Annotated in this window: 20 protein-coding genes and 1 tRNA gene; 14 read left to right on the forward strand and 7 right to left on the reverse strand. The window is 54.9% G+C overall.

Annotated features, from left to right (window positions below; genetic code table 11):
- Positions 1-20 precede the first annotated feature (20 nt).
- Together ONV78_RS04615 and ONV78_RS04620 are read right to left on the reverse strand one after the other, a co-directional pair.
- Positions 21-2,546, reverse strand: a complete 2,526-nt coding sequence (locus tag ONV78_RS04615) for an FtsX-like permease family protein (RefSeq protein ID WP_279501478.1) — start codon at positions 2,544-2,546, stop codon at positions 21-23.
- Positions 2,530-3,210: an ABC transporter ATP-binding protein gene (locus ONV78_RS04620; RefSeq protein ID WP_279501479.1), complete on the reverse strand. Its 681-nt coding sequence runs from the start codon at positions 3,208-3,210 to the stop codon at positions 2,530-2,532. Before ONV78_RS04620 ends, ONV78_RS04615 begins: the two co-directional genes overlap by 17 nt.
- Positions 3,211-3,433: 223 nt before the next feature.
- Between ONV78_RS04620 and fbp the strand changes: the two genes are divergently transcribed.
- A complete protein-coding gene (gene fbp, locus ONV78_RS04625) occupies positions 3,434-4,444 on the forward strand; it encodes a class 1 fructose-bisphosphatase (protein ID WP_279501480.1) in 1,011 nt (336 codons plus the stop codon).
- A gap of 59 nt (positions 4,445-4,503) precedes the next feature.
- Here the strand turns inward: fbp and ONV78_RS04630 are convergent, their stop codons facing one another.
- Positions 4,504-5,598, reverse strand: coding sequence for an ankyrin repeat domain-containing protein (locus ONV78_RS04630; protein ID WP_279501481.1), 1,095 nt, complete (start codon positions 5,596-5,598; stop codon positions 4,504-4,506).
- 81 nt (positions 5,599-5,679) lie between these two features.
- A complete protein-coding gene (locus ONV78_RS04635) occupies positions 5,680-6,417 on the reverse strand; it encodes a transporter substrate-binding domain-containing protein (protein ID WP_279501482.1) in 738 nt (245 codons plus the stop codon).
- Positions 6,418-6,773: 356 nt separating this feature from the next.
- Here ONV78_RS04635 and ONV78_RS04640 point away from each other — a divergent pair, with 356 nt between their 5' ends.
- The 4 genes from ONV78_RS04640 (at position 6,774) to ONV78_RS04655 (ending at position 10,811) form a co-directional block, all read left to right on the forward strand.
- Entirely contained in the window at positions 6,774-7,313 is a 540-nt protein-coding gene (locus ONV78_RS04640; RefSeq protein ID WP_279501483.1) for a hypothetical protein, read from the forward strand.
- Between the two features lie 482 nt (positions 7,314-7,795).
- The gene (locus ONV78_RS04645) at positions 7,796-8,416 is read left to right on the forward strand and encodes a response regulator transcription factor (RefSeq protein WP_216737576.1); all 621 of its coding nucleotides are present in this window, start codon (positions 7,796-7,798) and stop codon (positions 8,414-8,416) included.
- Positions 8,391-10,190, forward strand: a complete 1,800-nt coding sequence (locus ONV78_RS04650; RefSeq protein WP_279501487.1) for a hybrid sensor histidine kinase/response regulator — start codon at positions 8,391-8,393, stop codon at positions 10,188-10,190. The genes ONV78_RS04645 and ONV78_RS04650 overlap by 26 nt, the downstream gene beginning before the upstream one ends.
- 3 nt (positions 10,191-10,193) lie before the next feature.
- Complete coding sequence (locus ONV78_RS04655) at positions 10,194-10,811, forward strand: GNAT family N-acetyltransferase (protein WP_279501488.1); 618 nt, start codon at positions 10,194-10,196, stop codon at positions 10,809-10,811.
- 59 nt (positions 10,812-10,870) lie between these two features.
- Here ONV78_RS04655 and ONV78_RS04660 read toward each other — a convergent pair.
- Positions 10,871-10,947: transfer RNA gene (locus ONV78_RS04660), tRNA-Arg, on the reverse strand.
- Between the two features lie 453 nt (positions 10,948-11,400).
- Between ONV78_RS04660 and ONV78_RS04665 the strand changes: the two genes are divergently transcribed.
- From ONV78_RS04665 to ONV78_RS04675, 3 genes are all read left to right on the forward strand, one after another.
- Positions 11,401-11,580: a hypothetical protein gene (locus tag ONV78_RS04665; RefSeq protein ID WP_279501490.1), complete on the forward strand. Its 180-nt coding sequence runs from the start codon at positions 11,401-11,403 to the stop codon at positions 11,578-11,580.
- Between the two features lie 98 nt (positions 11,581-11,678).
- Entirely contained in the window at positions 11,679-12,362 is a 684-nt protein-coding gene (locus ONV78_RS04670; RefSeq protein WP_279501491.1) for a phenylalanine--tRNA ligase beta subunit-related protein, read from the forward strand.
- A gap of 130 nt (positions 12,363-12,492) precedes the next feature.
- Positions 12,493-13,839 (forward strand): phosphomannomutase, encoded by a 1,347-nt coding sequence (locus tag ONV78_RS04675; RefSeq protein ID WP_279501492.1) that lies wholly within the window; start codon positions 12,493-12,495, stop codon positions 13,837-13,839.
- Between the two features lie 87 nt (positions 13,840-13,926).
- Here ONV78_RS04675 and ONV78_RS04680 read toward each other — a convergent pair whose 3' ends face one another.
- Together ONV78_RS04680 and ONV78_RS04685 are read right to left on the reverse strand one after the other, a co-directional pair.
- Complete coding sequence (locus ONV78_RS04680; RefSeq protein WP_279501494.1) at positions 13,927-14,175, reverse strand: DUF2845 domain-containing protein; 249 nt, start codon at positions 14,173-14,175, stop codon at positions 13,927-13,929.
- Positions 14,176-14,192: 17 nt separating this feature from the next.
- On the reverse strand, positions 14,193-14,543 hold the full coding sequence (locus ONV78_RS04685) for a hypothetical protein (protein WP_279501495.1): 351 nt from the start codon (positions 14,541-14,543) through the stop codon (positions 14,193-14,195).
- Positions 14,544-14,907: 364 nt separating this feature from the next.
- Between ONV78_RS04685 and ONV78_RS04690 the strand changes: the two genes are divergently transcribed.
- From ONV78_RS04690 to ONV78_RS04715, 6 genes are all read left to right on the forward strand, one after another.
- A complete protein-coding gene (locus ONV78_RS04690; RefSeq protein WP_127973872.1) occupies positions 14,908-15,333 on the forward strand; it encodes a cytochrome c5 family protein in 426 nt (141 codons plus the stop codon).
- 265 nt (positions 15,334-15,598) lie between these two features.
- On the forward strand, positions 15,599-16,570 hold the full coding sequence (locus tag ONV78_RS04695; protein WP_279501496.1) for a TRAP transporter substrate-binding protein: 972 nt from the start codon (positions 15,599-15,601) through the stop codon (positions 16,568-16,570).
- A gap of 89 nt (positions 16,571-16,659) precedes the next feature.
- Positions 16,660-17,181 (forward strand): TRAP transporter small permease, encoded by a 522-nt coding sequence (locus ONV78_RS04700; protein WP_279501498.1) that lies wholly within the window; start codon positions 16,660-16,662, stop codon positions 17,179-17,181.
- A gap of 6 nt (positions 17,182-17,187) precedes the next feature.
- Positions 17,188-18,495, forward strand: coding sequence for a TRAP transporter large permease subunit (locus ONV78_RS04705; RefSeq protein WP_216737566.1), 1,308 nt, complete (start codon positions 17,188-17,190; stop codon positions 18,493-18,495).
- A gap of 34 nt (positions 18,496-18,529) precedes the next feature.
- Positions 18,530-22,174, forward strand: coding sequence for a hydantoinase B/oxoprolinase family protein (locus ONV78_RS04710; protein ID WP_279501499.1), 3,645 nt, complete (start codon positions 18,530-18,532; stop codon positions 22,172-22,174).
- Between the two features lie 105 nt (positions 22,175-22,279).
- A complete protein-coding gene (locus ONV78_RS04715) occupies positions 22,280-22,786 on the forward strand; it encodes a winged helix DNA-binding protein (RefSeq protein ID WP_011400127.1) in 507 nt (168 codons plus the stop codon).
- The last annotated feature ends 7 nt before the right edge of the window (positions 22,787-22,793 follow it).

Here is a 22,793-nt window from a genome sequence, read left to right on the forward strand (position 1 = left end):
CGTGTCCCGCAGCAGACGGGCTAGGCGTCCCGCAACAGGCTGGCCGGTTTGATTTGCAGACGCCGCATTAAGTAACGCGCTCCCAGGTTTAACGTAATGGCGCTGACGCTGAATGCGGTGACGACGCCTAGCCAGATGAGATCTTCAGAGGGCAGTTTCAGGCGCAGATGCAGCAGGGGCAAGGCGATGGCGGAACCGAGCGCCACGGCGAACAGTGACGTTATCAACGCCAGCAAGGCGTATTCCATATGCAGGCCGCGTTTGATCACCGACATCCTGGCGCCGAGAGAGTGCAGCACGGTGGCGTCGTAAACCTGGCGGGCGCGTCCGGCGGCCATGACGCTGGTCAGCACCAGCAGGCTGGCGGCGAGACTGACGCTAGCCACTACCGCCAATCCTGCGCCAGCCTTGGCCAGCAGTTCCCGCGCTGTGGTCAGCAGGACGGCGGTGCGTACGGTGATGACATTGGGGGCGATCTGGGCGACATGGTTTTGCGCCGATAACGCGTCGGCATCGCTCATATAGGCGGCCCCCACATAACGATGAATGAACGGCTCCAAGGCGCCGTCAGCAAGGATGCCTTCAAACCAGAAGCGGGTTTGCAGGCCTTTCTGGCTGAAGATGGCGGCGACTTCCGCTTCCAACTCGCGGCCTTCGATCTGAAAACGGATGATGTCCCCCAGTTGCAGACCAAGTTGTCGCGCCTCCCGGTCCTCCATGGCCAGATTGGGCAGCCCCGCCTCGCTCAGGGGCGCATCGTCCGCCCACCAGGCGCCTTCCACGACGGTAACGTTGTCGATGTTATCGACGGAGTAGCTGAGCTTGTATTCATCCTGCTGGGTGTCGCGCAGCCGTTCCAGATCCTGGCTGAAACGCTCGCTCAACGGGCTGCCGTTGATGCTGAGAATACGCGACCTCACCAGCGGGGCCATGTCGAGACGGGCCTCGTGGGGGCCTTGTATGGCGGCGACCACCTCATCGTACTGATAGGGAAAAACGTCATACAGCACCAACGCGGGAGATTCTTCCGGAATAGTGGCGTGAATGGCTCGCACCAGCGCGGCTACGACCAGTGTGGACGCCACCAGCAACGTCAGCGCGGAGCCCAGGGATAGCAACGATGTTCGTAGTGGCGCATTGGGGCGGTGCAGATTGGCGACCGCCAGCCGCAGGGTAAAACGCCCGCTGAGAGCGGGATGACGATCCAGCGCCATGGCGCCGCGCCTGAGTAAACGCACCAGGATATCCAGCAATACCAGCAGCAGCCCAACCACTGCCACGAAGCCGACGCCAAACAAGGGATCGGGCAGTGCGGTGAGCACCAGCGCGATAATCGCTCCGGCGCACAACAGGGTCGCTATTCGCCAGAGGGAGGAGGGGCTGTTAGTTGTGGCGTCGGTCCCTCGAAACAGGGCGGCTGGAGAGGCGGCGAGGGCTTTCCCGATAGCGGGCAGGGCGAAGGCGTAGGCGGTCAGCAGGCCAAAGGCGAAGGCCGCCAGACTGGGCGCGGCCAACACGCTGGCGGAGGCGGCGATGGGAATTTCCGTCGCTGCGGCTTCCGCGCCAAGCAAGGCCATTGCTCCGCCCAATGTGGCTCCAGCCAGACTGGCGCCGCCCGCCATGATGCCGGTCTGCAACAGGTACAGCGCCGCCAGTCTGCCATTGCGCAACCCCAGCGCGCGTAACGTGGCGATGGTCTTCAGTTTGCCCTGCAGGTAAGCCTGAATACTGTTGAATACGCCTAAACCGCCAATGAATAAGGTGCTGAAGCCGATAATCAGCAAGCCGGAGGCGATCTGATCCAGACGCTCAGAGATGCGCCGGCTGCGGTCTTCAAAGGTGCGCACTTCCCAGGGTTGCTCGGGAAAGGCCTGATAAAACTGCTCGCGCCACGCCAGCGAGGGCGTACTGGTGCGCACGCGGTATTCATAATCCACCCGGCTGCCGGGTTGTATCAGGCCGCTTGCCTGCAGCGCCTCTTGGGACAACAATACCGGCGCGCCCCGCCAATTGGCGTTCAGATTACGGTCAGGCTGATTCAGTGTGAGTGCTCGCACTTCCAGAGTCAGTGAGCCGACTTTGACCTTATCGCCGACGCGGAGGTTGAGTTTGTTCGCCAGACTGGGGTCGATCGCCGCTCCCCAATGACCATTGGCGAAGGCGGTGACTTGCGCCAAATCCGCAGCTGGCTCCAGGCTTAACTCGCCATAAAGAGGGTAGTTGGCGTCCGTGCTTTGCAGCTCCACCCGCAGAAATGACCCATCCGGTCCGCCCAGCATGGTGTCGAGTTCCGTCACCAGAGAGATATCGCCCCGGGCGCGCATCCAGTCCAACGTCGCCGGCGGCAGCGGCGCGTTGCTGTCCACTTCCAGATCGCCGCCCAGCAGCATGCGGGTATCCGCCAGCAAGGCGGCGCTGATCATACGATAGAGTCCACCTGACGCCGCCACCAATGTGACGCCCAGCAGCAGGCAGGCGCAGAACACCCACAGCGACCGACCGCTGGCGCGCAGGTCGCGCCAGGCCAGCTCAAGCAGGAAGCGCATGAGGCTCCTCCACCAGTTTGCCTTCATGCAGGCGCAGCATCCGGCTGCAGCGTTTGGCGATCGCTTCGTCGTGAGTCACCATCAATAGCGTGGCGCCGGCTTCGCGGTTGAGATCGAACAATAGGTCGCTGACTTTTTCGCCGGTGTGCAGATCAAGGTTGCCGGTGGGCTCATCCGCCAGCACCAGTTTGGGAGCGTGCACCAGGGCGCGGGCGATGGCGACGCGTTGTTGCTCACCGCCGGACAACTGCGAGGGATAGTGGTCTTCCCGTTGCGCCAGCCCGACTTTCACCAACATTTCCCGGGCCCGTTCGCGGGATTGCGGGCGCCCGGCGATATCCAGAGGCAGCGCCACATTGGCGAGGGCGGTGAGGCTGGGAACCAGATGAAAAGACTGGAAAATGATGCCGAGTTTGTCGCGCCGCATATCCGCCAGGCCGTCCGCATCCAGCGTCGATAAGGCCGCTCCGTCCAGACGGATTTCACCCCTTTCCGGCTGCTCCAGACCGGCCAACAGGATCAGCAGGGTTGTCTTCCCGGAGCCGGATGGTCCTATAATGGCCACTGTTTCACCGTCGGCGATGGCGAGGTCCACGCCGGAAAGCACGTTCAATCGACGGCTCTCCAGCGCATAGGACATGGTCAGGTCGTTCAGTTCAATCATCGGTTCACCGGTTGGGATATTGGGGCTGCGGGCTATTTCAGGCGCGCGGAGGCGATCCCAAAACGACATAGACCCTAGCGGTAATCACTGACTGACTGGGGAGCGGGCATCGAATAAAAAGCCAAGTCGGCGACTGCGCCCTTTATCTCTGCAGCCATGTTAGTAAAAATAGACCTTACACCTCTAGAGACCAAAATGTTCCTTCTACATACGAGAAACCATCATGGAAATAATTAAGACCCTGGGCGAGTTCATCATCGACCGGCAGAAAGACTACCCGGACGCCAGCGGCGAGCTGACCTCGCTGTTTTCCTCCATCCGTCTGGCGGCGAAGATTCTGCACCGTGAAATCAACAAAGCGGGCCTTGCCGACATTACCGGCGCCGCAGGCGACGAAAACGTGCAGGGCGAACAGCAGCAGAAGCTGGACGTGTACGCCAACGAGCGCTTCAAGAACGCGCTGGCGCAACGGGGCGTGGTGTGCGGTATCGCGTCTGAGGAAGAAGAACAGTTTGTCCGCTTTGAAGAGACCAAGAACCTGGGCGGCAAATATGTGGTGTTGATTGATCCTCTGGACGGTTCTTCCAACATTGACGTTAACGTGTCCGTGGGCACCATTTTCTCGGTGTATCGCAGAGTTTCTCCGGAAGGCGAGCATGTGACCGAAGAGGACTTCCTGCAGCCTGGGCACAAGCAGATCGCCGCGGGTTACATCATCTACGGCTCCTCCACCATGTTGGTGTACACCACCGGCAACGGCGTCAACGGTTTCACCTATGACCCGACCATCGGCGTATTCTGTCTGTCCCACCCGAACTTGCGCATTCCGGAAGACGGCACCATTTATTCCATTAACGAAGGTAACTACATTCACTTCCCTGAAGGGGTGAAGAAGTACATCAAGTTCTGTCAGGAAGAAGACGAGGCCACTCAGCGCCCCTACACCTCCCGTTATATTGGCTCCCTGGTGTCGGACTTCCACCGCAACCTGATCAAGGGCGGCATTTACCTGTACCCCACCTCCAGCCGTTATCCGGAAGGCAAGCTGCGTCTGTTGTACGAATGCAACCCCATGGCGTTCCTGATCGAGCAGGCCGGCGGTAAGGCTATCGCCAATCCGGGCCAGCGCATTCTGGATATCGAGCCGAAAAAACTGCATCAGCGTTGCCCGCTGTTCGTCGGCTCGCCGAAGATGGTGGACAAATTGGAGAAGTTCATCAGCGAACTGGGCTGATTACGCCTACCGCTTATTGCAAAACGGCCCCTGGCGGGCCGTTTTCTTTTTTGTGGGCGTTATAGATACAGGCTGGTGTATCGCTGCGGCGCCGCCAGAGCTTTGAGCATGTCTAAAAACACGGTCTTCAGGTAGGAAGAGAGCATCCCGTCGCCATGATCGACGGCGTGAAGGGCTCGGGCGTAGGCCGTCAACTCCTGCTGTGTTGCGTCGTCGAGCGCGGCGACCTTTTCGTACAGTTTGTCCGCAAGGTAGTAAAGCCAGATATTCTCGGCACTGTCATCATCAACCGCGTCAAGTTGTGTGGGATCGACCTTCTTGGCCCAGGTCTTCGCTTTCGTCGTCAGCCATTTCAATAGGGCGTTAAAGTCTTTCTGCGCGTTTTTGGACAAGGCGGCGTACTGACGCCTCTCTTCTGCTTTGGCCAAATCCAGAGAAGAGGAGGGGAGTTCTTGCATGGGCGCGCCGGAGGCCTGCAGCAAGGCGACGATGGCTTGATGCCCGCGTTCGGCGGCTTCCGACATCGCGGTGGCGCCGTCTGCGTTCTGCAACTCGGCCTGTGCGCCATGAGCGAGCAGGCTTTCCACGATACGGATATGTCCTTTAAAGCAGGCCGCCATTAACGGCGTGCGCCCGCTGCTTTCGGACTGGTTTACCTTGGCTCCGCGCTCCAGCAATAGCGCCACCATCTCTTCGCTGCCTGCGTGGGCGGCGAGCATCAGGGATGTCCAGCCGTCATGGCGGGCGGCGTTGACATCTGCGCCTTGCCCAAGCAGTCGCGTCGCCAGTTCCGGCAGGTGATAGGCGGCGGTTTTCATTAACGGACTGGTTCCATCATCCATGGCGAGGTTGACGTCCGCGCCTGCCGCCATCAGACGCTCAACAAGTTCAGGGCGCCGCCATTCCACCGCCATGGCCAGGGCGGTGGCGCCCTGCTTACCTTGGATATTCACGTCCGCGCCCTGCGTCAGCAGATACTCGACCATGCCTGCGTCTCCGGCGGCGCAAGCGATAATCAACGGGGTGCTGCGCTCCGTGGCGGCGAATGGGCTGCGCGTATTCAGGTCAAGTTCCGGGTTCTCCTGAAACAGCTGGCGTAAGCCTTCCAGATCCTGTTTCACCGCTGCATGTATCACCGCTTTGACTAAATCCACCAGATGACCCCATCTGTTATATGCTTGATAGGGTCATCAAAGCGGAAAGCGGTCGCCAATGCAATACACCAAAGATCGGCGTTATTTGTATTCGCCTTTGCGGGATTCCTGCAGATATTTGTCGTAACGGCCATCTGCAATCACCTTCTTCAAACCGCTATTGAAGGCGTCGAGAAGGTGTTGGGCATTAGGCGTTTTCTTGCTGATTAAAACAGAGTATTTACGCGGCTCCAGGGTTTTGGGATGGGGCATCAGCTTATCCCCAAAGCCGAAACGGGTGATGCTCTCTATGCCGACCTCGGTATCCTCCAGCACGATATCCAGGCGTCCGGCGGCGAGTTTTTTGTAGTTGCCTTCTTCGTTGCCGATACGGTCAATTTTGACGACGCCCTGAGTCTCCAGCTCTTCAATCCCGTAGGCGTAGCCGATGATGCCGCCGACTTTGTATTTGGCCAGATCTTCCGGCGCACTCCAGTCGATGGGATTGTCTTTGTTATAAAACAGAGAGGTGCCCAATGTCGCGACGGTGTCGGAATAGTAAAAGTCCTTGGCGCGCTCATCGTTATAACCCCAAATCAACGTCCCTTCGAATTTGCCTTCTTTGGCGTCCTCATAACCACGTTTCCAAGGGAGAAATACGTAATCCACCTCGATGCCTTCCTCTGCAAATGCATCCTTGACGATCCGGGACATAAATCCGTGATGCTTCAAATTCTCAGACAGATAAGGCGCCCATTCACCGTTCGCCAAAGTAATCTTCTCCGCCTGAGCAAAGGAAGTGATTAGACACAAAACAACACTGACAATTAACGCTTTCATATCATTCTTGCCTAATTCAACGTGCAGTTAGAAAAAGGAAGCCAAAGCGGCCGCCAACCTAAAGCGCCTCTATTTGGGCGTTATTAGGAAAGTATAGACATTAACTGCGAAGGCGGGCGCAACCACGTCTGGCGCTGCGTAAATCCAGACGTGGGTCATTGAGAAGACGTCGGTGTCTGCTCGCCAATATACCTATGTGCAGACCATTCCCCGGTATTTCCATAGATAGGCGCGTTTGAAAAAAGTGTGAAGGGATAGCGGAACGAAAAGCGCCATCCTCGTACAAGCATAGGGAATAACGCGTATCTCTCTATGCGATAAAAATAACACTTACGAACTTAACAAGGATCTATGGAATGTCAGTTCACAGAATAAATGGAATACCCGAATTTTTCGCATACATGAATACCTGGGCTGGTGCGGATGGCTGGTATGTGGTTGGCGGTTGTGCGGCCTGGATGCATATCGCCAGAGCGCCCAGAAACATGTCTGAAGGGGTGGATGAGTATCGGTCTATCTTTCCTCACGATATTGAAGTGGTAGTGGAGCCAGCAGCCAGAGAGAGGATTCTCAGGTCTTTGGAAGGTAGAGAGCTGGTTGTCGCTGTTGGCAGTTTTGGCGACCTGGCTGTTGACCTGATTGGCGGCGCGGACGGGATGGTCGCGGAAAAAGTGCGAACCTGCGTGCATATAGCCGGAGGCAATGTCCTCAATATTGATGACATCATCGCTGCTTACAATAAATCGGGAAATCCACAGAAACAGGCCAAGCGTAAAAAGCGCGTCGCCATGTTGAAGTGCGTTAAGAACCATCTTGAGCTGAATCAAGACAATATCGATAGTCAGAAGCCGGCCAAAACCTTATTTGAAGAAATGTTCGCGAGGACGAAAGGGTAAGCAGCCTTTCCAGATTATCTCCCTCATACCTATGGAGCTTGCGCAATAGCGGGCTCCATACTTCCGCAGCATAACGTTGAGCAGTAATAGAGGTGGCGAGCATGCTAATGGCGTTAAGTTGGGCTTAAAGCCTTATTAAAGCGCCTCAAGTCGTATATTCGATATTGATATATTTAATTTTAATGGATTATAAAAAGTATCCACTTCTTTCGGTTGATAACGATGCAATCCATCGGCTAATTTATTTCTTCAATTTTTTCCCCATTCTGATGCAATAAACTTAATATCATGGCTGATTTTACTTTGACATATGGCGGTTCTGTTCATACTTTAGTACTAACGGGGGAGGAAATTTTTATGGCGATTTATAGCTGCTTTGGCGGCTTGAAATTGTAGCCTTAGGATGGCGCTGGAGGGGATCGGCGTCAGGGAAGTGGGTCGCTCTGAAAGCGATATGGGGTTAAAAGGATCTTTACAAAGCAATGAAAATCCTCATCGTTGATGACCATTCTTTATTTATTCAGGGTATATCCGTACTCCTAACCCAATCTTTCAGTCATATAGGGCTGCAAATCGAAGCCCACGAGCAAGTAGACACCGCATTTTCCACATTAAGTCACGATAACAATGTCGATATCGTGCTGTCTGACATTTATATGCCTACCTATAAAGATAAGACTTTGCTGGAGTTATTGATCGATAACGCAATCATGACGCCGGTCTTATTAGTTTCCGCAACTGACGATAAATGCTTAATCAAGCGCTTCCTGGATCTAGGCGCGGCGGGCTTTGTGCATAAAAGCGGAAAGTCAGGCGAGCTAAAATTGGCGATTGAGGAAGTCATCGCAACAGGAAGCTATTTAAACCCCGAGTTGCAGCGGGAGCTGTTGGCGCTGCCGGAGACGGTGCACAAAAGCCTTAGCGCTCGACAAAAAGAAGTGTTGAGTTACATGGCTGATGGGCTAAGCAACAAAGAAATTGGCGCTCGTATGGGAGTCACTGAGAGCACAATCAAGACGCATGTCAGTGCTCTGTTTGATGTTTTTAGGGCAAGCAACCGCATGGAATGTATGTTAAATGCCAAGAAAATGGGAATTATTTAGTCCTGATGTGACGGCGGGCGCTGAGGGAAGTGAGGAAAATTATAACGCCTTAATTGTAAAAGAGCAGGCGAGAACCATTCTTAGGCAGTCGCCTGTGAACGCCTTATCTAATGGCGTGGTGGTAATCATTGCGCTTTGGGCGTTTAAAGACTTAGTGTCGGATCTGACTTTTTGGATTTGTCTGGCATTTGTCATTGTAAGCGTCAGCATCCAGCTTAAGTATATTTATTATCAGCAAGCGCTAAACGAAGAAGAGTTTTCCACCGATAGTTTTTTGAATGTTTGTGTTGTTATTGCGTTCATTTCTGGTCTTGTATGGACCGCTTTTGTACTCATATTTTATGATGAAAGTGGACATCAGGCTCTGATGTCTGCGCTTGTCTGTGGTTTGCTGGCGGGGTGTATTAACTCCATTGCGGTTTATTTGAGATTGTACTTCTTCTTTTCCGTCCCCTTTGTCTTAACTTATATCGGTATATTATTTCTGTCGCCGGACGCGGATCAGCACTCTCTGGAGTGGCTGATGTGCATATACTATCTGATGTGCATCAAGCTGGCCTCCATACTTCATTCAGAAGTTAACAGCTCATTTCGGCTGCGTTATGAAAATATCGATATGCTGAAAAATCTTGAAAAGCAAAAAGATATTGCGGAAAAGGCGAATGCGGCTAAATCCAAATTCCTCGCTTCCGCCAGTCACGACTTAAGGCAGCCGCTGCATGCGCTCGGTTACTTTGTTGAAGCCTTGAAGCTGTCTCCTGACAAAAACCTGAAAATCCTGAATAACATTGATACTTCGGTCCATAGCCTGGAGGCCTTATTCAAATCTTTGCTGGATATATCCAGGCTCGATGCGGGCGTTGTGCATTGCGAAAAGCAGCACTTTTATTTGGGCGCACTATTAAAGGAAATCCATTATGAATATACCGTGGCCGCCAGCGCCAAACAGCTGCAGCTAACTCTGCCCAGATCGGATCTTGTGGTGTATTCCGACGCCAAACATGTGAAGCGTATTTTTGCGAATTTAATGAGTAATGCGATACGCAACACATCGACCGGCGAAGTAAAGCTTTTACTGGAAACCAATGACGACAAACAGATAACGATTCGCGTGATGGATACGGGAGCGGGAATACCCGCGGATAAAATTGAAAGCATTTTTGATGAGTTCTACCAGCTCAATAACCCGGAGCGGGATCGCACTAAAGGGCTTGGCCTGGGGCTCTCTATTGTGAAGCGACTGACTCGATTAATTGGATCTGAAATAAACGTGGACTCTCAGATTAATCAAGGGTCTACGTTTACATTCAGCTTGCCATTGGGTGACCCGAACTTGGTGAAGCAAGAATCTTGCGTCGATTATTTCCCCAATCAGAATCTATCCGGCAAGCAGGTTCTGCTCATCGATGACGAGGCTGATATCAGACATGCGATGACCAAAGCGCTATCGGCTTGGGGCTGCGATGTATCAAGCTGCCAATCCAAGAGTGAGGCGCTTGAACTGTGCAAAGGGTTTATTCCTGACCTGATTATCGCGGACCTTCGACTGCGGGAAAATCTTACTGGAATTGACGCGATCAACAGCATTCGAGCCCTGCTGAATGATGATATTCCAGGACTGCTAATCAGTGGCGATACCGCCCCGGAGCGTCTTAGCGAGGCTGCGCAAAGCGGATATAAGTTACTGCATAAACCATTAAAACCTGCCGAGCTGCGCCTGAATCTTTTGCATATATTCAGAGCGACACCGGCCAGCTCAAAGCAAGCTGTTTAGGAAATGGAACCTCCCGGCGCCGCTCAAGACAGTCACTCACCCCATATAGCTTCTGAGAAAATTATCGAAAGCTTAGCCGAGGCTTTTTACGCTGATCCGACGATGGTCTATCTGTTTCCTGACCATGAGAAGCGGATGTCGCGACTTAAAATTCTTATTTCCGTGGTCACGAAGATCATCATTCAACAGCGGACCATGTACGCGGATCATACTCATCAGAGCGTTTGTCTATGGCAACAGCCCTGCGTTAGCTGGCAAAGTCTTTTCTATCAGGAATTACTTTGCGCAACCTTACTCTATCGTTTAGCGCCCGCTGCCAAGCGTATCGCCCAGCTCCATTTCGTACAGCAAAAGAATCGCCCCAAGTATGCGCACTGGTACCTTTTTATGGTCGGTACTAAACCCGCCGTGCAAGGAAGGGGTCTTGCGACGGGATTGATAAAACCGGTTTTGCAGCATTGTGATCAACAGGGCTTACCGGTATATCTTGAGTGTTCAAAAGAGACGATCAGCTTTTATCTCAGGTTTGGCTTTCGGGTGTATAAGGAAGCAACAATAAAAAATGAACTCACTCTGTACAGCATGTTGCGACCGCCAGGGCAGACGAAAGAGCGTATCTGAAATAAGAAATGCGGTAATGGAGTCAGTGCAGACGTTTGAGAAAATAAGGAGGATAAAAATGGCGCGCCCGAGAGGATTCGAACCTCTGACCTTTGCCTCCGGAGGGCAACGCTCTATCCAGCTGAGCTACGGGCGCTTTAGGGCAGGTTGTGATGTGGAGTCCGTTTAAGACTCAACAAAACAGGGTGCATATGATAGGTAGATTGTCGTTTTCTGTCTATGTCTGAATCGCGTTTGACGCGATTTTTCTTGATTTCTCTTCTTTTCTTTCGATCCATGGTGAAGATTCTGGTCGTGCGTTGATTTGGCCGTTGGAATTGGTTGTGGAAGTCTCCCTTCTTTTATTTATGCGTATTTATGCACCACTTTGATAGTCGTCAGGCGTTTGAGTGGCGCGAATAAGGGCGTCAATAACGATGTCTGTGACTCATCAGGCTGATGCTTTTTATTTTAAATCAGCAGTTTAGGGTGTGGCATATTTTATGCTGAACGATTATAGAAGCTTGGCATTGATGCTGTGGATCGACGCGCTGAGGGATGGGCGCTTTTTACTGAGCTTAAAACACTACCGTAATAGTAGGAGTGGACAATGCAATCAGGTCTGGTTAGTACTTGGCAAGGCGCAACGGCCTCTTTCAACTTTGTCGATAGCCCCGGCGCATCCGTCCTTGCAGCTTTGGCGTTAGGCGCGATGGCTTATGCAATGGCGCGCGCCGCCTTCGCACGGCGAGCGCAGAAAAAAGTGTATGTAAAACGCCGGGAAGATTGAAGCGATCAGGCAGGGCGGGCTTGTTTTCCCCTGCCTTTTTTTGGCCTGCGCCAGTCAACCGTCGCGTTGACGCACGCCCAGCAACAAGGAGTCTAGGGATGGTCGATTTTCAAATGACCCGCGCCGCCGCGCATTTAGGTTTGCAGGTGGTCGCTGTGGCGTTAGAGGATGTGAATAACAAGGACTACACGCCTTATCTGCATGCGCTAAGAAAAGTGAAATTGGCCCAGGCGATGGCCATGTATCAGGGTTGTGATCTGGACTCCGACCCCCATATTGGCGGCTATCGTCGGTTAAAGGAGTCGGTGGCGCGATCCTGGAAACGCTTCCCGGTCTCTGTGGAAAACCTGATCGGAACCCTGCGGCGCAATGGCGATATTCCGTTGATCAGCCCGGTAGTGGATATCTACAACCTGATGTCCTTGGAGAGAAGAATTTCCATTGGCGCTCATGATATCGACAGGCTGGAAGGCGGCGTGCGTCTGGATATCACCCGGGGCATAGAGATGTTCGCTCCTTTGGGGAGTGAGGATCAGGCGCGAGCGCCAGTAGGGGAGTTTGCCTATCTGGACGCTGCTGACCGGGTGCTGTGCAGGATGGATTGCCGACAATCCAGGGAGACTTGTCTACAGCCGTCGAGCCGTAGGATTTTATTGATTTTTCAGGGGCATGCCGACATGGCTGCGGAGAGCGTGCGCGCCGCCGCCAACAGTTGTATCGACCTTATCCTGACTTACTGCGGCGGCGACTGTACGCAACGCTTCGAATGCCTGCATGAATGAGGTTTATGGGGTATTTCCACGGCGGAAATATATTCCTTTTGGCGCAGTGCAACGGCCCGATATCCACTTTACAATCGTCTTATATTCATTGCAGTCCATATTTACAGACACATACTGGAGTAACGCATTCATGGATCTTAGCTGTTTCAAAGCCTATGACATTAGAGGCCGCGTGCCTGACCAGCTGAATAACGACATCGCGGAGCGGATTGGCCGCGCCTATGTTGAGGTGACCGGAGCTAAGAAAGTAGTGGTTGGCTATGACATCCGCCTGTCCAGCCCCGCCATGGCCGAAGCCCTGAGCAAAGGTTTGATGGCGGCCGGCGCTGATGTTTACGACATCGGACTGTGCGGTACAGAGCAGGTGTACTTCGCGACTTTCTATCACAAAATGGACGGCGGCATCATGGTGACCGCCAGCCACAATCCCCAGGATTACAACGGCATGAAGCTGGTTGGCGTGGACTCCCGCCCAATCAGCTCCGATACCGGCCTGCTGGACATCAAAGGCAAAGTGCCAGGCGAATTCAAAGACGCCGAGAAGCCAGGCTCCTATCACAAACTGGACACTCTGGAAGCTTATATCCAGCATCTGCTGACCTATGTCGACGCTTCTGCGTTGAAGCCGATGAAGGTCGTGGTCAACGCCGGCAACGGCGGCGCAGGTTTAGTGATTGACGAGCTGGAAAAGCACCTGCCGTTCACCTTCGTCAAAGTGCATCACGAGCCAGACGGCCACTTCCCGCATGGAGTGCCTAACCCTCTGTTGATGGAAAACCGCGACAGCACCCGTTCTGCGTTGCTGGAATCCGGCGCTGATTTTGGCGTGGCCTGGGACGGCGACTATGACCGCTGCTTCCTGTTTGATGAGACCGGACGCTTCATCGAAGGCTACTACATCGTAGGTTTGCTGGCGGAGCAACTGCTGCGCAAGCATCCTGGCGCAGGCATCATTCACGATCCGCGTCTGGTCTGGAACACCATCGACGTGGTCGAAGCGGCGGGCGGTAAAGCCATCCAGAGCAAAACCGGGCATGCCTTCATCAAGCAACGTATGCGTGATGAAGACGCGGTATACGGCGGCGAGATGAGCGCGCACCATTACTTCCGTGATTTCGCTTACTGTGACTCCGGGATGATTCCCTGGTTGATGGTGGCGGACCTGATCAGCGCTACTGGGCAGTCTCTGTCTAGTCTGATTGACGATCGCATGAAAAAGTATCCGGCCAGTGGCGAAATCAACCGTACTCTGGAAGACGCAGGCAAAGTACTGAAAGCAATCGAAGATGAGTACGCGCCTAACGCGAAATCCGTGAACTTCGTAGATGGCCTGAGCGTGGAGTTTGATGACTGGCGTTTTAACCTGCGTATGTCCAACACCGAGCCTTTGGTGCGCTTGAATGTGGAGTCTCGTGGGGATCAGGCGTTGATGGAAGCGAAGACGGCGGAACTGCTGGCGAAAATCGACAGCATCTGATTCGGCTGAGCTATCGGTAAAAAGCCAGATACAGAAAAGGCCGGCGTTCTTCGGAGCGCCGGCCTTTTATTTTATGCGCTGAATCGATCAGGGAGCGCGTTTCCAGGAAATATCCACCAGCTTGCCGGCTTCAAAGCGCAGGATGAACAGCGTTTTGTTCGGCTGCAGATAAATCCAGCGCTCGATTTTAAACTCACGGGTTTTATCGTCCGTCAGCCCATAGCCGATCAGACTGACATCGTCCGGCTGGCCGCATTTGGCCTGAACTTCGTAATCCAGATCTGACTCTGAGACCAGATCTTTGCCGCATCGCAGCGCCCAGCTGGAAGCGGACACAGAACAGAGTATAAGTGCTAGGAAGAGGCGCTTAACGCCTGATGAGAGGACCATGCTTGAACCACCGCCATAAACCAGATGATATATAAGGAGGCTATCAGCAGATATATGAACACTCGCTGAACAGGCTTCCTGCCAGATGCTTGCTCTTCCGTCTGACCAACGCTCTCCACCCAGCGAATATAAAGGTTGCCGCAAAAACCTGAAATCACCAGAAAGCTGGAAGTAATCGGTATCAGCCAAAGTCCGGGGGAGACCACTTCGCCTTGTTTCGCCATCTGGGCAAACAGATACATAGAGCCGATCAAGGCGGCGAGGGCGACAAATTCGGTGATGATGAGGTGGCGTCTATAAGGAGCGAGGCGCATCAGCGTTACCATGACGTTGCTGGATTGGAGTCTGCGCTGAGGATAATAAGCGCGGCCCCTCCGCTTTTGGCGTCGGGGTAGGCTCGAGCCTTGTGAGCGCGAACAAGTGCGCTCGGTTAAGCGCGTCGGGCATTATAGCGGGGCCGTCATGGCGAATCCACTTTTCGTCCCGAGTCGTAAAATGTAGTCAGGAAAGCGCACAGGGGCGGGCGATAGGCGCATTTTCAGGCTTTCGCCGGGGAACTGTCATGGATCAAAAAGCGCGCCGCAGGTCCCTTGATAACCCGGAGCCTCTGCTTTATTTCTGCGGCGATGCCGTTATAATGCGCCATTAATAATTTTAAGCTGCTGATGAGGATGGGTCGTGAAGACAACCGTGAAAGCGATTACCGCAATGTTGGCGATGGTGTTTGCGGGCACTGTGTGGTCATTAACTCCAGCTGAAGAGAAGATTGCAGAGCGCATCAAACCTGTAGGCGAAGTGTGCGTTGAAGGCCAGGAATGTAAAGCCGCTCAATCCGCTGTAGCCGCCGCTGCGCCGTCCGGCCCACGTGAACCGGCTGATATTTATGGCGGTAAGTGTTTCGCCTGTCACGACACCGGCGTCGCCGGCGCGCCTAAGAAAGGCGACGTGGCTGCATGGGCTCCACGTATCGAGCAGGGCATCGATACTCTGGTGAACCACGCGATCAACGGCATTAGAAGCATGCCTCCGCGCGGCACCTGTAACGATTGTACAGACGATGAGATTAAAGCCACGGTTGAGTTTATTGTGAGCCAAAGCCAGTAAGCGCTCCTCCGTAGCAAAAGAAACCGCCGCCAGGCGGTTTTTTTTCGCCTGCCGTTTTTCCCTTGTCTTGCGCCCGCGTTTATTTTTGCGGTCTTCCCGCTGAAGTTTTTATTTCCGTCAATGGGTTAAGCAATCTCATTGCGGCAAATAAAATTCTATTGAATGTAAAATGAATACAAAATGTATTCAAAAAGGATTTTTTGTGTAAATATGATCCTTCGATAGCAATTCAGGTCTCCCTGAACCAACAAGAGGTGCAAACCCAATGAAAATAAGAAGACTCTGTTTATCCTTTCTGCTTTCGTTATCCGCATCCACTGGCTTCGCCGCCACCAAGTGGGATATGCCTACCCCTTATGCGGACGGGACTCATCACACGCAGAATATTCGTGAATTTGCAGCGGACATTGAAAAAGCCACTGGCGGCGATCTGAAAATCGTGGTGCACTCCGGCGCTTCCCTGTTTAAGCATCCTGAAATTTTCCGCGCCGTGCGAACCGGTCAGGCTCCCATTGGCGAAGTTTTCATGGGGCTGCTGGGCAATGACGATCCCATCTATAAAGTCGATAACATTCCATTTCTGGTGACCAGCTTCGACGGCGCCAAGAAACTCTATGACGCGAGTCGTCCACACATTGAAAAGAAACTGGAGAAGCAGGGGCTTAAGCTGCTCTTCAGCGTACCCTGGCCGCCCCAGGGCATTTACACCAAGGACAAGCTGGCCGCTATCGACGATCTGAAAGGTCTGAAGATGCGGGCATATAGTCCATCTACTTCTCGCTTATCAGTACTGTTGGGCGCGACGCCCACCACCGTGCAGACTCCGGAAATTCCCCAGGCGTTCAGCACCGGCATTATCGACGCCATGGTGACTTCTCCTACGACTGGCGTATCCAGTCAGGCCTGGGACTTTTCCCGTTATTACATGGATAGCCGCGCCTGGATTCCCAAGAACATGGTGTTCGTGAATCTGCGTTCCTTCAAACGTCTGAGCAAGGAACAACAGGATGCGGTGCTGCAAGCGGCCAAAGTGGCGGAAGAGCGCGGCTGGAAAATGGCTGAGCAGGAAACTTCCGAGAAAACGGCTGATCTGGCCAAGCACGGCATGAATGTGACTGAACCCACGCAGGCTTTTATCAGCGAGTTCAGCAAAGTCGGCCAGACCATGGCGAAGGAATGGCAAGACGAAGTCGGCGCTGAAGGCGTTGAAATCGTGAAAGGACTCAACGGCGGCTAAGACTTTTAGCGCCTGTTCTTTAGGCGGGCTCACCAGAGTCCGCCGCACCCAATAAAAATAAAACCCATAAACGCTGTGGGATGATGAAAATGCTGAGATATACGCTCGACTGCCTGTACAAGTCCGGCCTCGTCCTGGCGTCCGTTAGTATGGTGCTGATCTGTCTGTTGATGACGATGCAGATAGTGGGACGCTGGTTTGGTCTGATTGTTCCTTCCGTTGAAGATTTCGTCGGTTACTTCCTGGCCTCGGCCACCTTTTTCGCCCTGGCGTACAGCTTTCGCCATAACAGCCATATCCGCGTGACGTTTCTCACCCGGCAAGTAAAGGGCGCCGCGCAACGTTACGTGGAGCTTTTTAACCTGACTGCGTTGCTGATCCTGGTCGGCTTTATCACCTATGCGGTTGGCGCCTTTGTGCTGGAAACCTATGAATTCAACGACGTCAGCTCGGGCTACATCGCAGTTCCTTTGTGGATGCCGCAAAGCGTGATGCTGGCGGGGCTGGCTCTTTTCTTTATCGCTGTGCTGGACGACTGGATCACCGCCCTGCTCAAACGTAAACCCAGCTACGTAGCGGCTCAGGAAGCCGGCGAAGCGGCGGCGGAGTAAGTGTTGATGGATACCTTGCAATTAACGCTTGTGCTGATGGGGGTGTTATTCACCTTCCTGGCGTTTGGCTTCTGGGTTGGCGCAACCCTGTTCACAGTGGCGTTTATCGCCATGCTGTTTAACGACAACGCGCAGATTGGCGCCATTATGGCGAATACCACCTGGGGCGCTTCTTCCAATTGGACATTGTCCGCCCTGCCTCTCTTCGTTTGGATGGGGGAAATCCTGTTCCGAACCCGGTTGTCGGAGGATCTGTTCGAAGGCCTCGCGCCCTGGCTGCGGCGTCTGCCTGGCGGGCTGCTGCATGTGAATATTCTGGGATGCGGCATATTCGCTGCGGTGTCCGGTTCCTCCGCCGCCACCACCGCCACGGTCGGGAAGATGAGTCTGCCGGAGCTGAAAAAGCGTGGCTATGACGAGACCATGGCCATCGGCACGCTGGCCGGCTCCGGCACTTTGGGATTACTGATTCCCCCCTCGATTATTTTGATCGTCTACGGCGTCGCGGCGGAAGTGTCCATTGACCGCCTGTTCATGGCGGGAGCGATTCCCGGCCTGATGCTGATCTGCCTGTTTATGGGCTATACGGTGATCTGGTCGTTGTTGAACCGCAGCAAGGTACCCGCGGCGGAAGGCGGGACCGATATGAAAACCAAGCTGATCGCGTTGAAGCGATTGCTGCCGGTCACCTTGCTGATTGGATTCGTTATCGGCTCTATCTACGCGGGCGTCGCCACCGCCACGGAAGCGGCCACTCTCGGCGTGCTCGGGTCGCTGGCGCTGACGGCGCTAACTGGATCGCTGAGTTGGGAGATGTTCAAACGCAGCCTGATTGGCGCGGTATGCACCTCCTGCATGATCACTTTTATTCTCGCTGGCGCTTCTTTTCTTACTGTCGCCATGGCGTTCACCGGCATTCCACGGGAGCTGGCTGAATTCATCGGCGGACTGCAATTATCGCCAGCGCTGCTGATCGTCGCGCTGACATTCTTCTTCATTTTGCTCGGCTGCTTTCTCGATGGAATTTCCGTCGTGGTGCTGACGACGTCGGTCATTCTGCCGTTGGCGGAAAAGGCCGGATTCGATTTGGTCTGGTTCGGCATCTATCTGGTGCTGGTGGTGGAAATGTCGCAGATCACGCCGCCGGTCGGCTTCAATCTGTTTGTTATCCAATCCCTGACCGGCAGGGATATTTTCAGGGTGGCCCGCTATGCGACGCCGTTTTTCCTGATCCTGGTGGCGGCGGTGGCGCTGCTCAGCAAGTATCCGGAAATTGCGTTGTGGCTGCCGCAGACGCTGAGCAGTCGCGGTTGAGCGGGTTAAGAGATTTTTCGAGGTGACAGACATAATGACAACACAAAATACAAACACGGCGGGTGCGGGAAAATGGCGTTTCTGGGTGGACCGGGGCGGCACGTTTACAGATATTGTGGCGCGGAATCCGACGGGAGAATTGATCACCCATAAACTGCTTTCCGAGAACCCGGCGCAATACCCTGATGCGGTGCTGGAAGGCGTGCGCGTACTCATGGGCGTTCCTCGTGGCGCGCAGGTTCCTGAGCAGGATATCGAAGAAATTAAAATGGGCACCACGGTGGCCACCAATGCCTTGCTGGAGCACAAAGGCGAGCCGGCTTTGCTGGTAGTGAGCAAAGGTTTCGCCGACGTACTGCGCATCGGGTATCAAACGCGCCCGGACCTGTTCGCCCTGGATATTCGTTTGCCGGACATGATCTACGCCGAAGTGGCGGAAGTGAACGAACGCATCAATGCGCAAGGCGAAGTGCTGACGCCGCTTGACCTGGCGGGCGCGGAAAAATCGTTGCGCGCAGCCTACGAACGCGGTTTGCGCTCCTGCGCTATCGTGTTCATGCACAGTTACGCGTTCCGTGATCATGAAAGCAAAGTCGCGCAACTGGCGCGGGATATCGGTTTCACCCAGGTGTCGGTGAGCAGTGAATTAAGCCCGCTGATGAAAATCGTCAGCCGGGGTGACACCACGGTGGTGGATGCGTACCTGTCGCCGATCCTCAAGCGTTACGTCAATCAGGTGTCAGGGCAACTGGGCTCTATGGCCAGCGAGCCGGGACGGCTGATGTTCATGCAGTCCAACGGTGGGTTGACCGACGCCCGCGTATTCAACGGCAAAGACGCTATCTTGTCCGGCCCCGCCGGCGGTGTGGTGGGTATGGTGAAAACCGCTGAAGCGGCGGGGTTTGAGCAGTTGATCGGTTTCGACATGGGCGGTACGTCCACGGATGTGTGCCATTATCGCGGCGAATATGAACGCAGCTTCGAAACGGAAGTGGCCGGATTCCGCCTGCAAACGCCGATGATGTCGATTCATACGGTGGCGGCGGGCGGCGGCTCGGTGCTTAAGTTTGACGGCTCGCGCTATCGCGTGGGGCCGGAGTCCGCCGGCGCCTATCCGGGACCGGCCTGTTATCGCAATGGCGGCCCTCTGACGGTGACCGACTGCAACGTCATGCTGGGCAAACTGCAGGCGGATTATTTCCCGAAAGTGTTTGGACCTGAAGCGAATCAGTCCCTGGACGCAGAGTGCGTGCGGGAAAAATTTACCGCGCTGGCCCAGCAGATCCAGGAACAGACGGGCGACAACCGTACGCCGGAACAGGTGGCGGAAGGATTCCTGGCGATTGCGGTGGATAACATGGCCCACGCCATCAAGCATATTTCCACTCAGCGTGGCTACGATGTGCAGGACTACACCCTCTGTTGCTTTGGCGGCGCTGGCGGCCAGCATGCCTGTCTGGTGGCGGACGCGTTGGGAATGAAACGGGTATTCCTGCATCCCTACGCTGGCGTGTTGTCCGCCTTTGGCATGGGACTGGCGGATGTGCGGGAAATGGCGGAAACCACGGTGGAGAAGCCTCTGTCTGACGCGTTGATTGCGGAGCTGATTCCGCTGGTCGAGCGCATGACCCAGGACGCCGCCGCCAAACTGACGGAACAGCGGGTGCCGGTGGAGCGTATTGAGTCCTCCGCGCGGCTGCATATTAAGTATCAAGGTTCCGACACCTCCATTCTGGTGGCGCTGGACGCAGTGGATGCCGTGCGTCAGGCGTTTTCTATCGAACATGAAAAGCGCTTCGGGTTTGTCGTCGCCGATAAAACGCTCATGGTGGAGGCGGTGCAAGTGGAAGTCTCCGGTCGCGGCGATGCCCAAGTGGCGGCCACCGCGCCTTGTCAGGGCGGTGGGCTGACTCCGGATAAAGTGCTGCCGCTGACGACGGGCGGCGAGCAGTATCAGGCGCCTTTCTATGTGCGTGAGAATATTCCCCAGGGACGCGCCATTGATGGTCCTGCGGTGATTGTGGAGAAAATCGGTGCGATCGTGGTGGAGCCGGGCTGGCGTGCGCAACTGACGGATCGCAATGACGTGGTGCTGGAGCGCGTCGCCGCGCGTCCGCAGCGTCATTCCATAGGCACTGACGCCGATCCGGTGATGCTGGAGATCTTCAATAACCTGTACATGTTCATCGCGGAGCAGATGGGACTGGTGCTGCAAAACACTGCAGTGTCGGTGAACATCAAAGAGCGACTGGATTTCTCCTGTGCGATTTTTGACGCAGAGGGCGAGCTGGTGGCCAACGCGCCGCACATGCCGGTGCACCTTGGCTCCATGAGTCACAGCATCAAGACGGTGATGGAGCGCAATGCTGGAATCATGCGCCCCGGCGACGTGTTCATGCTGAATGATCCCTATAACGGCGGCACTCACTTGCCTGATATTACCGTGATCAAGCCTGTGTTCGACAGCGCAGGGGAAAACATCTGCTTTTATGTGGCGTCGCGAGGACATCATGCGGATGTGGGCGGCGTGGCGCCGGGCTCCATGCCGTCGGATTCCAGTCATATAGATGAAGAAGGCATTCTGCTGGATAACGTCAAACTGGTGGATGCGGGCGTCTTCCAGGAGAAAATGACTAGGGAGCTGTTCCTGTCCGGTCCTCATCCGGCGCGTAATATCGAGTTCACTATCGCAGATCTGCGCGCCCAGGTGGCGGCCTGCGAGGCGGGGGTGCAGGCGCTGCAGAAAGTCGTGTCCCAGTACGGCCTGGAAGTGGTGCAGGCTTACATGAAGCATGTGCAGGAAAATGCGGAAGAGTGCGTGCGTCGGGTCATCGACGTGCTGTCTGATGGCGAATTCGAGTACGCCATGGACGACGGCCATAAAGTGCAGGTGAAGATTCAAGTGGATCGTAACCAGCGCACGGCGACGGTGGACTTCACCGGTTCCAGCCCGCAGCATCCGCGCAACTACAATGCGCCACTGGCGGTGGTGCATGCGGCGGTGCTGTATGTGTTCCGCTGTCTGGTCAATGACCAGATTCCCCTCAACGGAGGCTGCCTGCGGCCATTGCAGATCATTGTTCCGGAAGGCTCCATGCTGAATCCTTGTTATCCCGCAGCCGTCGTGGCGGGCAATGTAGAGGTTTCCCAGCTGGTGGTGGACGCGCTGTTTGGCGCTTTGGGCGTGAAAGGCGCAGCCCAGGGCACGATGAACAACCTGACCTGGGGCGACGATGAGTTCCAGTATTACGAAACCATCTGCGGCGGCGACGGCGCTACGGCCAACGCTGACGGCGCCGGGCCAGTGCATACGCACATGACTAACTCGCGTCTGACCGACCCGGAAGTGCTGGAGTGGCGTTTCCCGGTATTGCTGGAGGAGTTCAAGGTGCGGCGCGGATCTGGCGGCGATGGCCAGCATCGCGGCGGCGACGGCGTATGTCGCAGTCTGCGATTCCTCAAGCCGATGCAGGTGAGCATTCTGTCCAACCGGCGGGAAGTGGCGCCTTATGGCGCATCCGGCGGCAAGCCTGGGCAAGTGGGCGTGAACCGGGTGATTCGCCGCGCTGGCGACGTCCAGTCTCTGGGCGCCCAGGTCAGCCTGCAACTGGAAGCGGGGGACCGCCTGCAGATCGAAACCCCCGGAGGCGGCGGTTTCGGCGAGTCGCAAAAGGATTAGACAACGCCTGACGGAGCGGCTTTCGGCGGCGGGATTAGACATTGCCCGGCGCCGAAAGTATGCTCTGCCCACATTGGCGCGACCAAGAAGGAAACAACACACACCATGACAAAATCAAGAATCGTCTCCTCCAGCCACCTGCTTAATGAGCGCAGCGTTGAGCTCAGTGAGTTCGAGTACGCTTTGATAATGGCTGAAAACACATTCCAGCGTTGGTTGGTGCACTGCATGTCCGCGGCGGGCAATAAAGAGCTCAGCACCATCGATATACTGGTGCTGCACAACGTGTATCACCGCGAGCGTCCCAAGCGCATCGCCGACATCTGTTTCATTCTGCATATCGACGACACCCACACCGTGTCTTACTCCCTGCGCAAGCTGGCGAAAATGGGCCTGGTGACCAGTGAGAAAGTCGGCAAGGAAACCTTCTATTCCGCCACGGAAAGCGGCGCGGAACTCTGTCTCAAGTACCGGGAAGTGCGCAATGACTGTCTGGTGGACACACTGCTCACCACCGGCATCAGCAATGAGGAAATCGGCGAAGTCGCGCGGGTATTGCGCACCCTGACCGGCGTCTACGATCAGGCCGCCAGAGCCGCCGCTTCCCTATAACGATTGA

The sequence above is a fragment of the Hahella sp. CR1 genome, from assembly GCF_029813005.1.
GTDB lineage: Bacteria > Pseudomonadota > Gammaproteobacteria > Pseudomonadales > Oleiphilaceae > Hahella.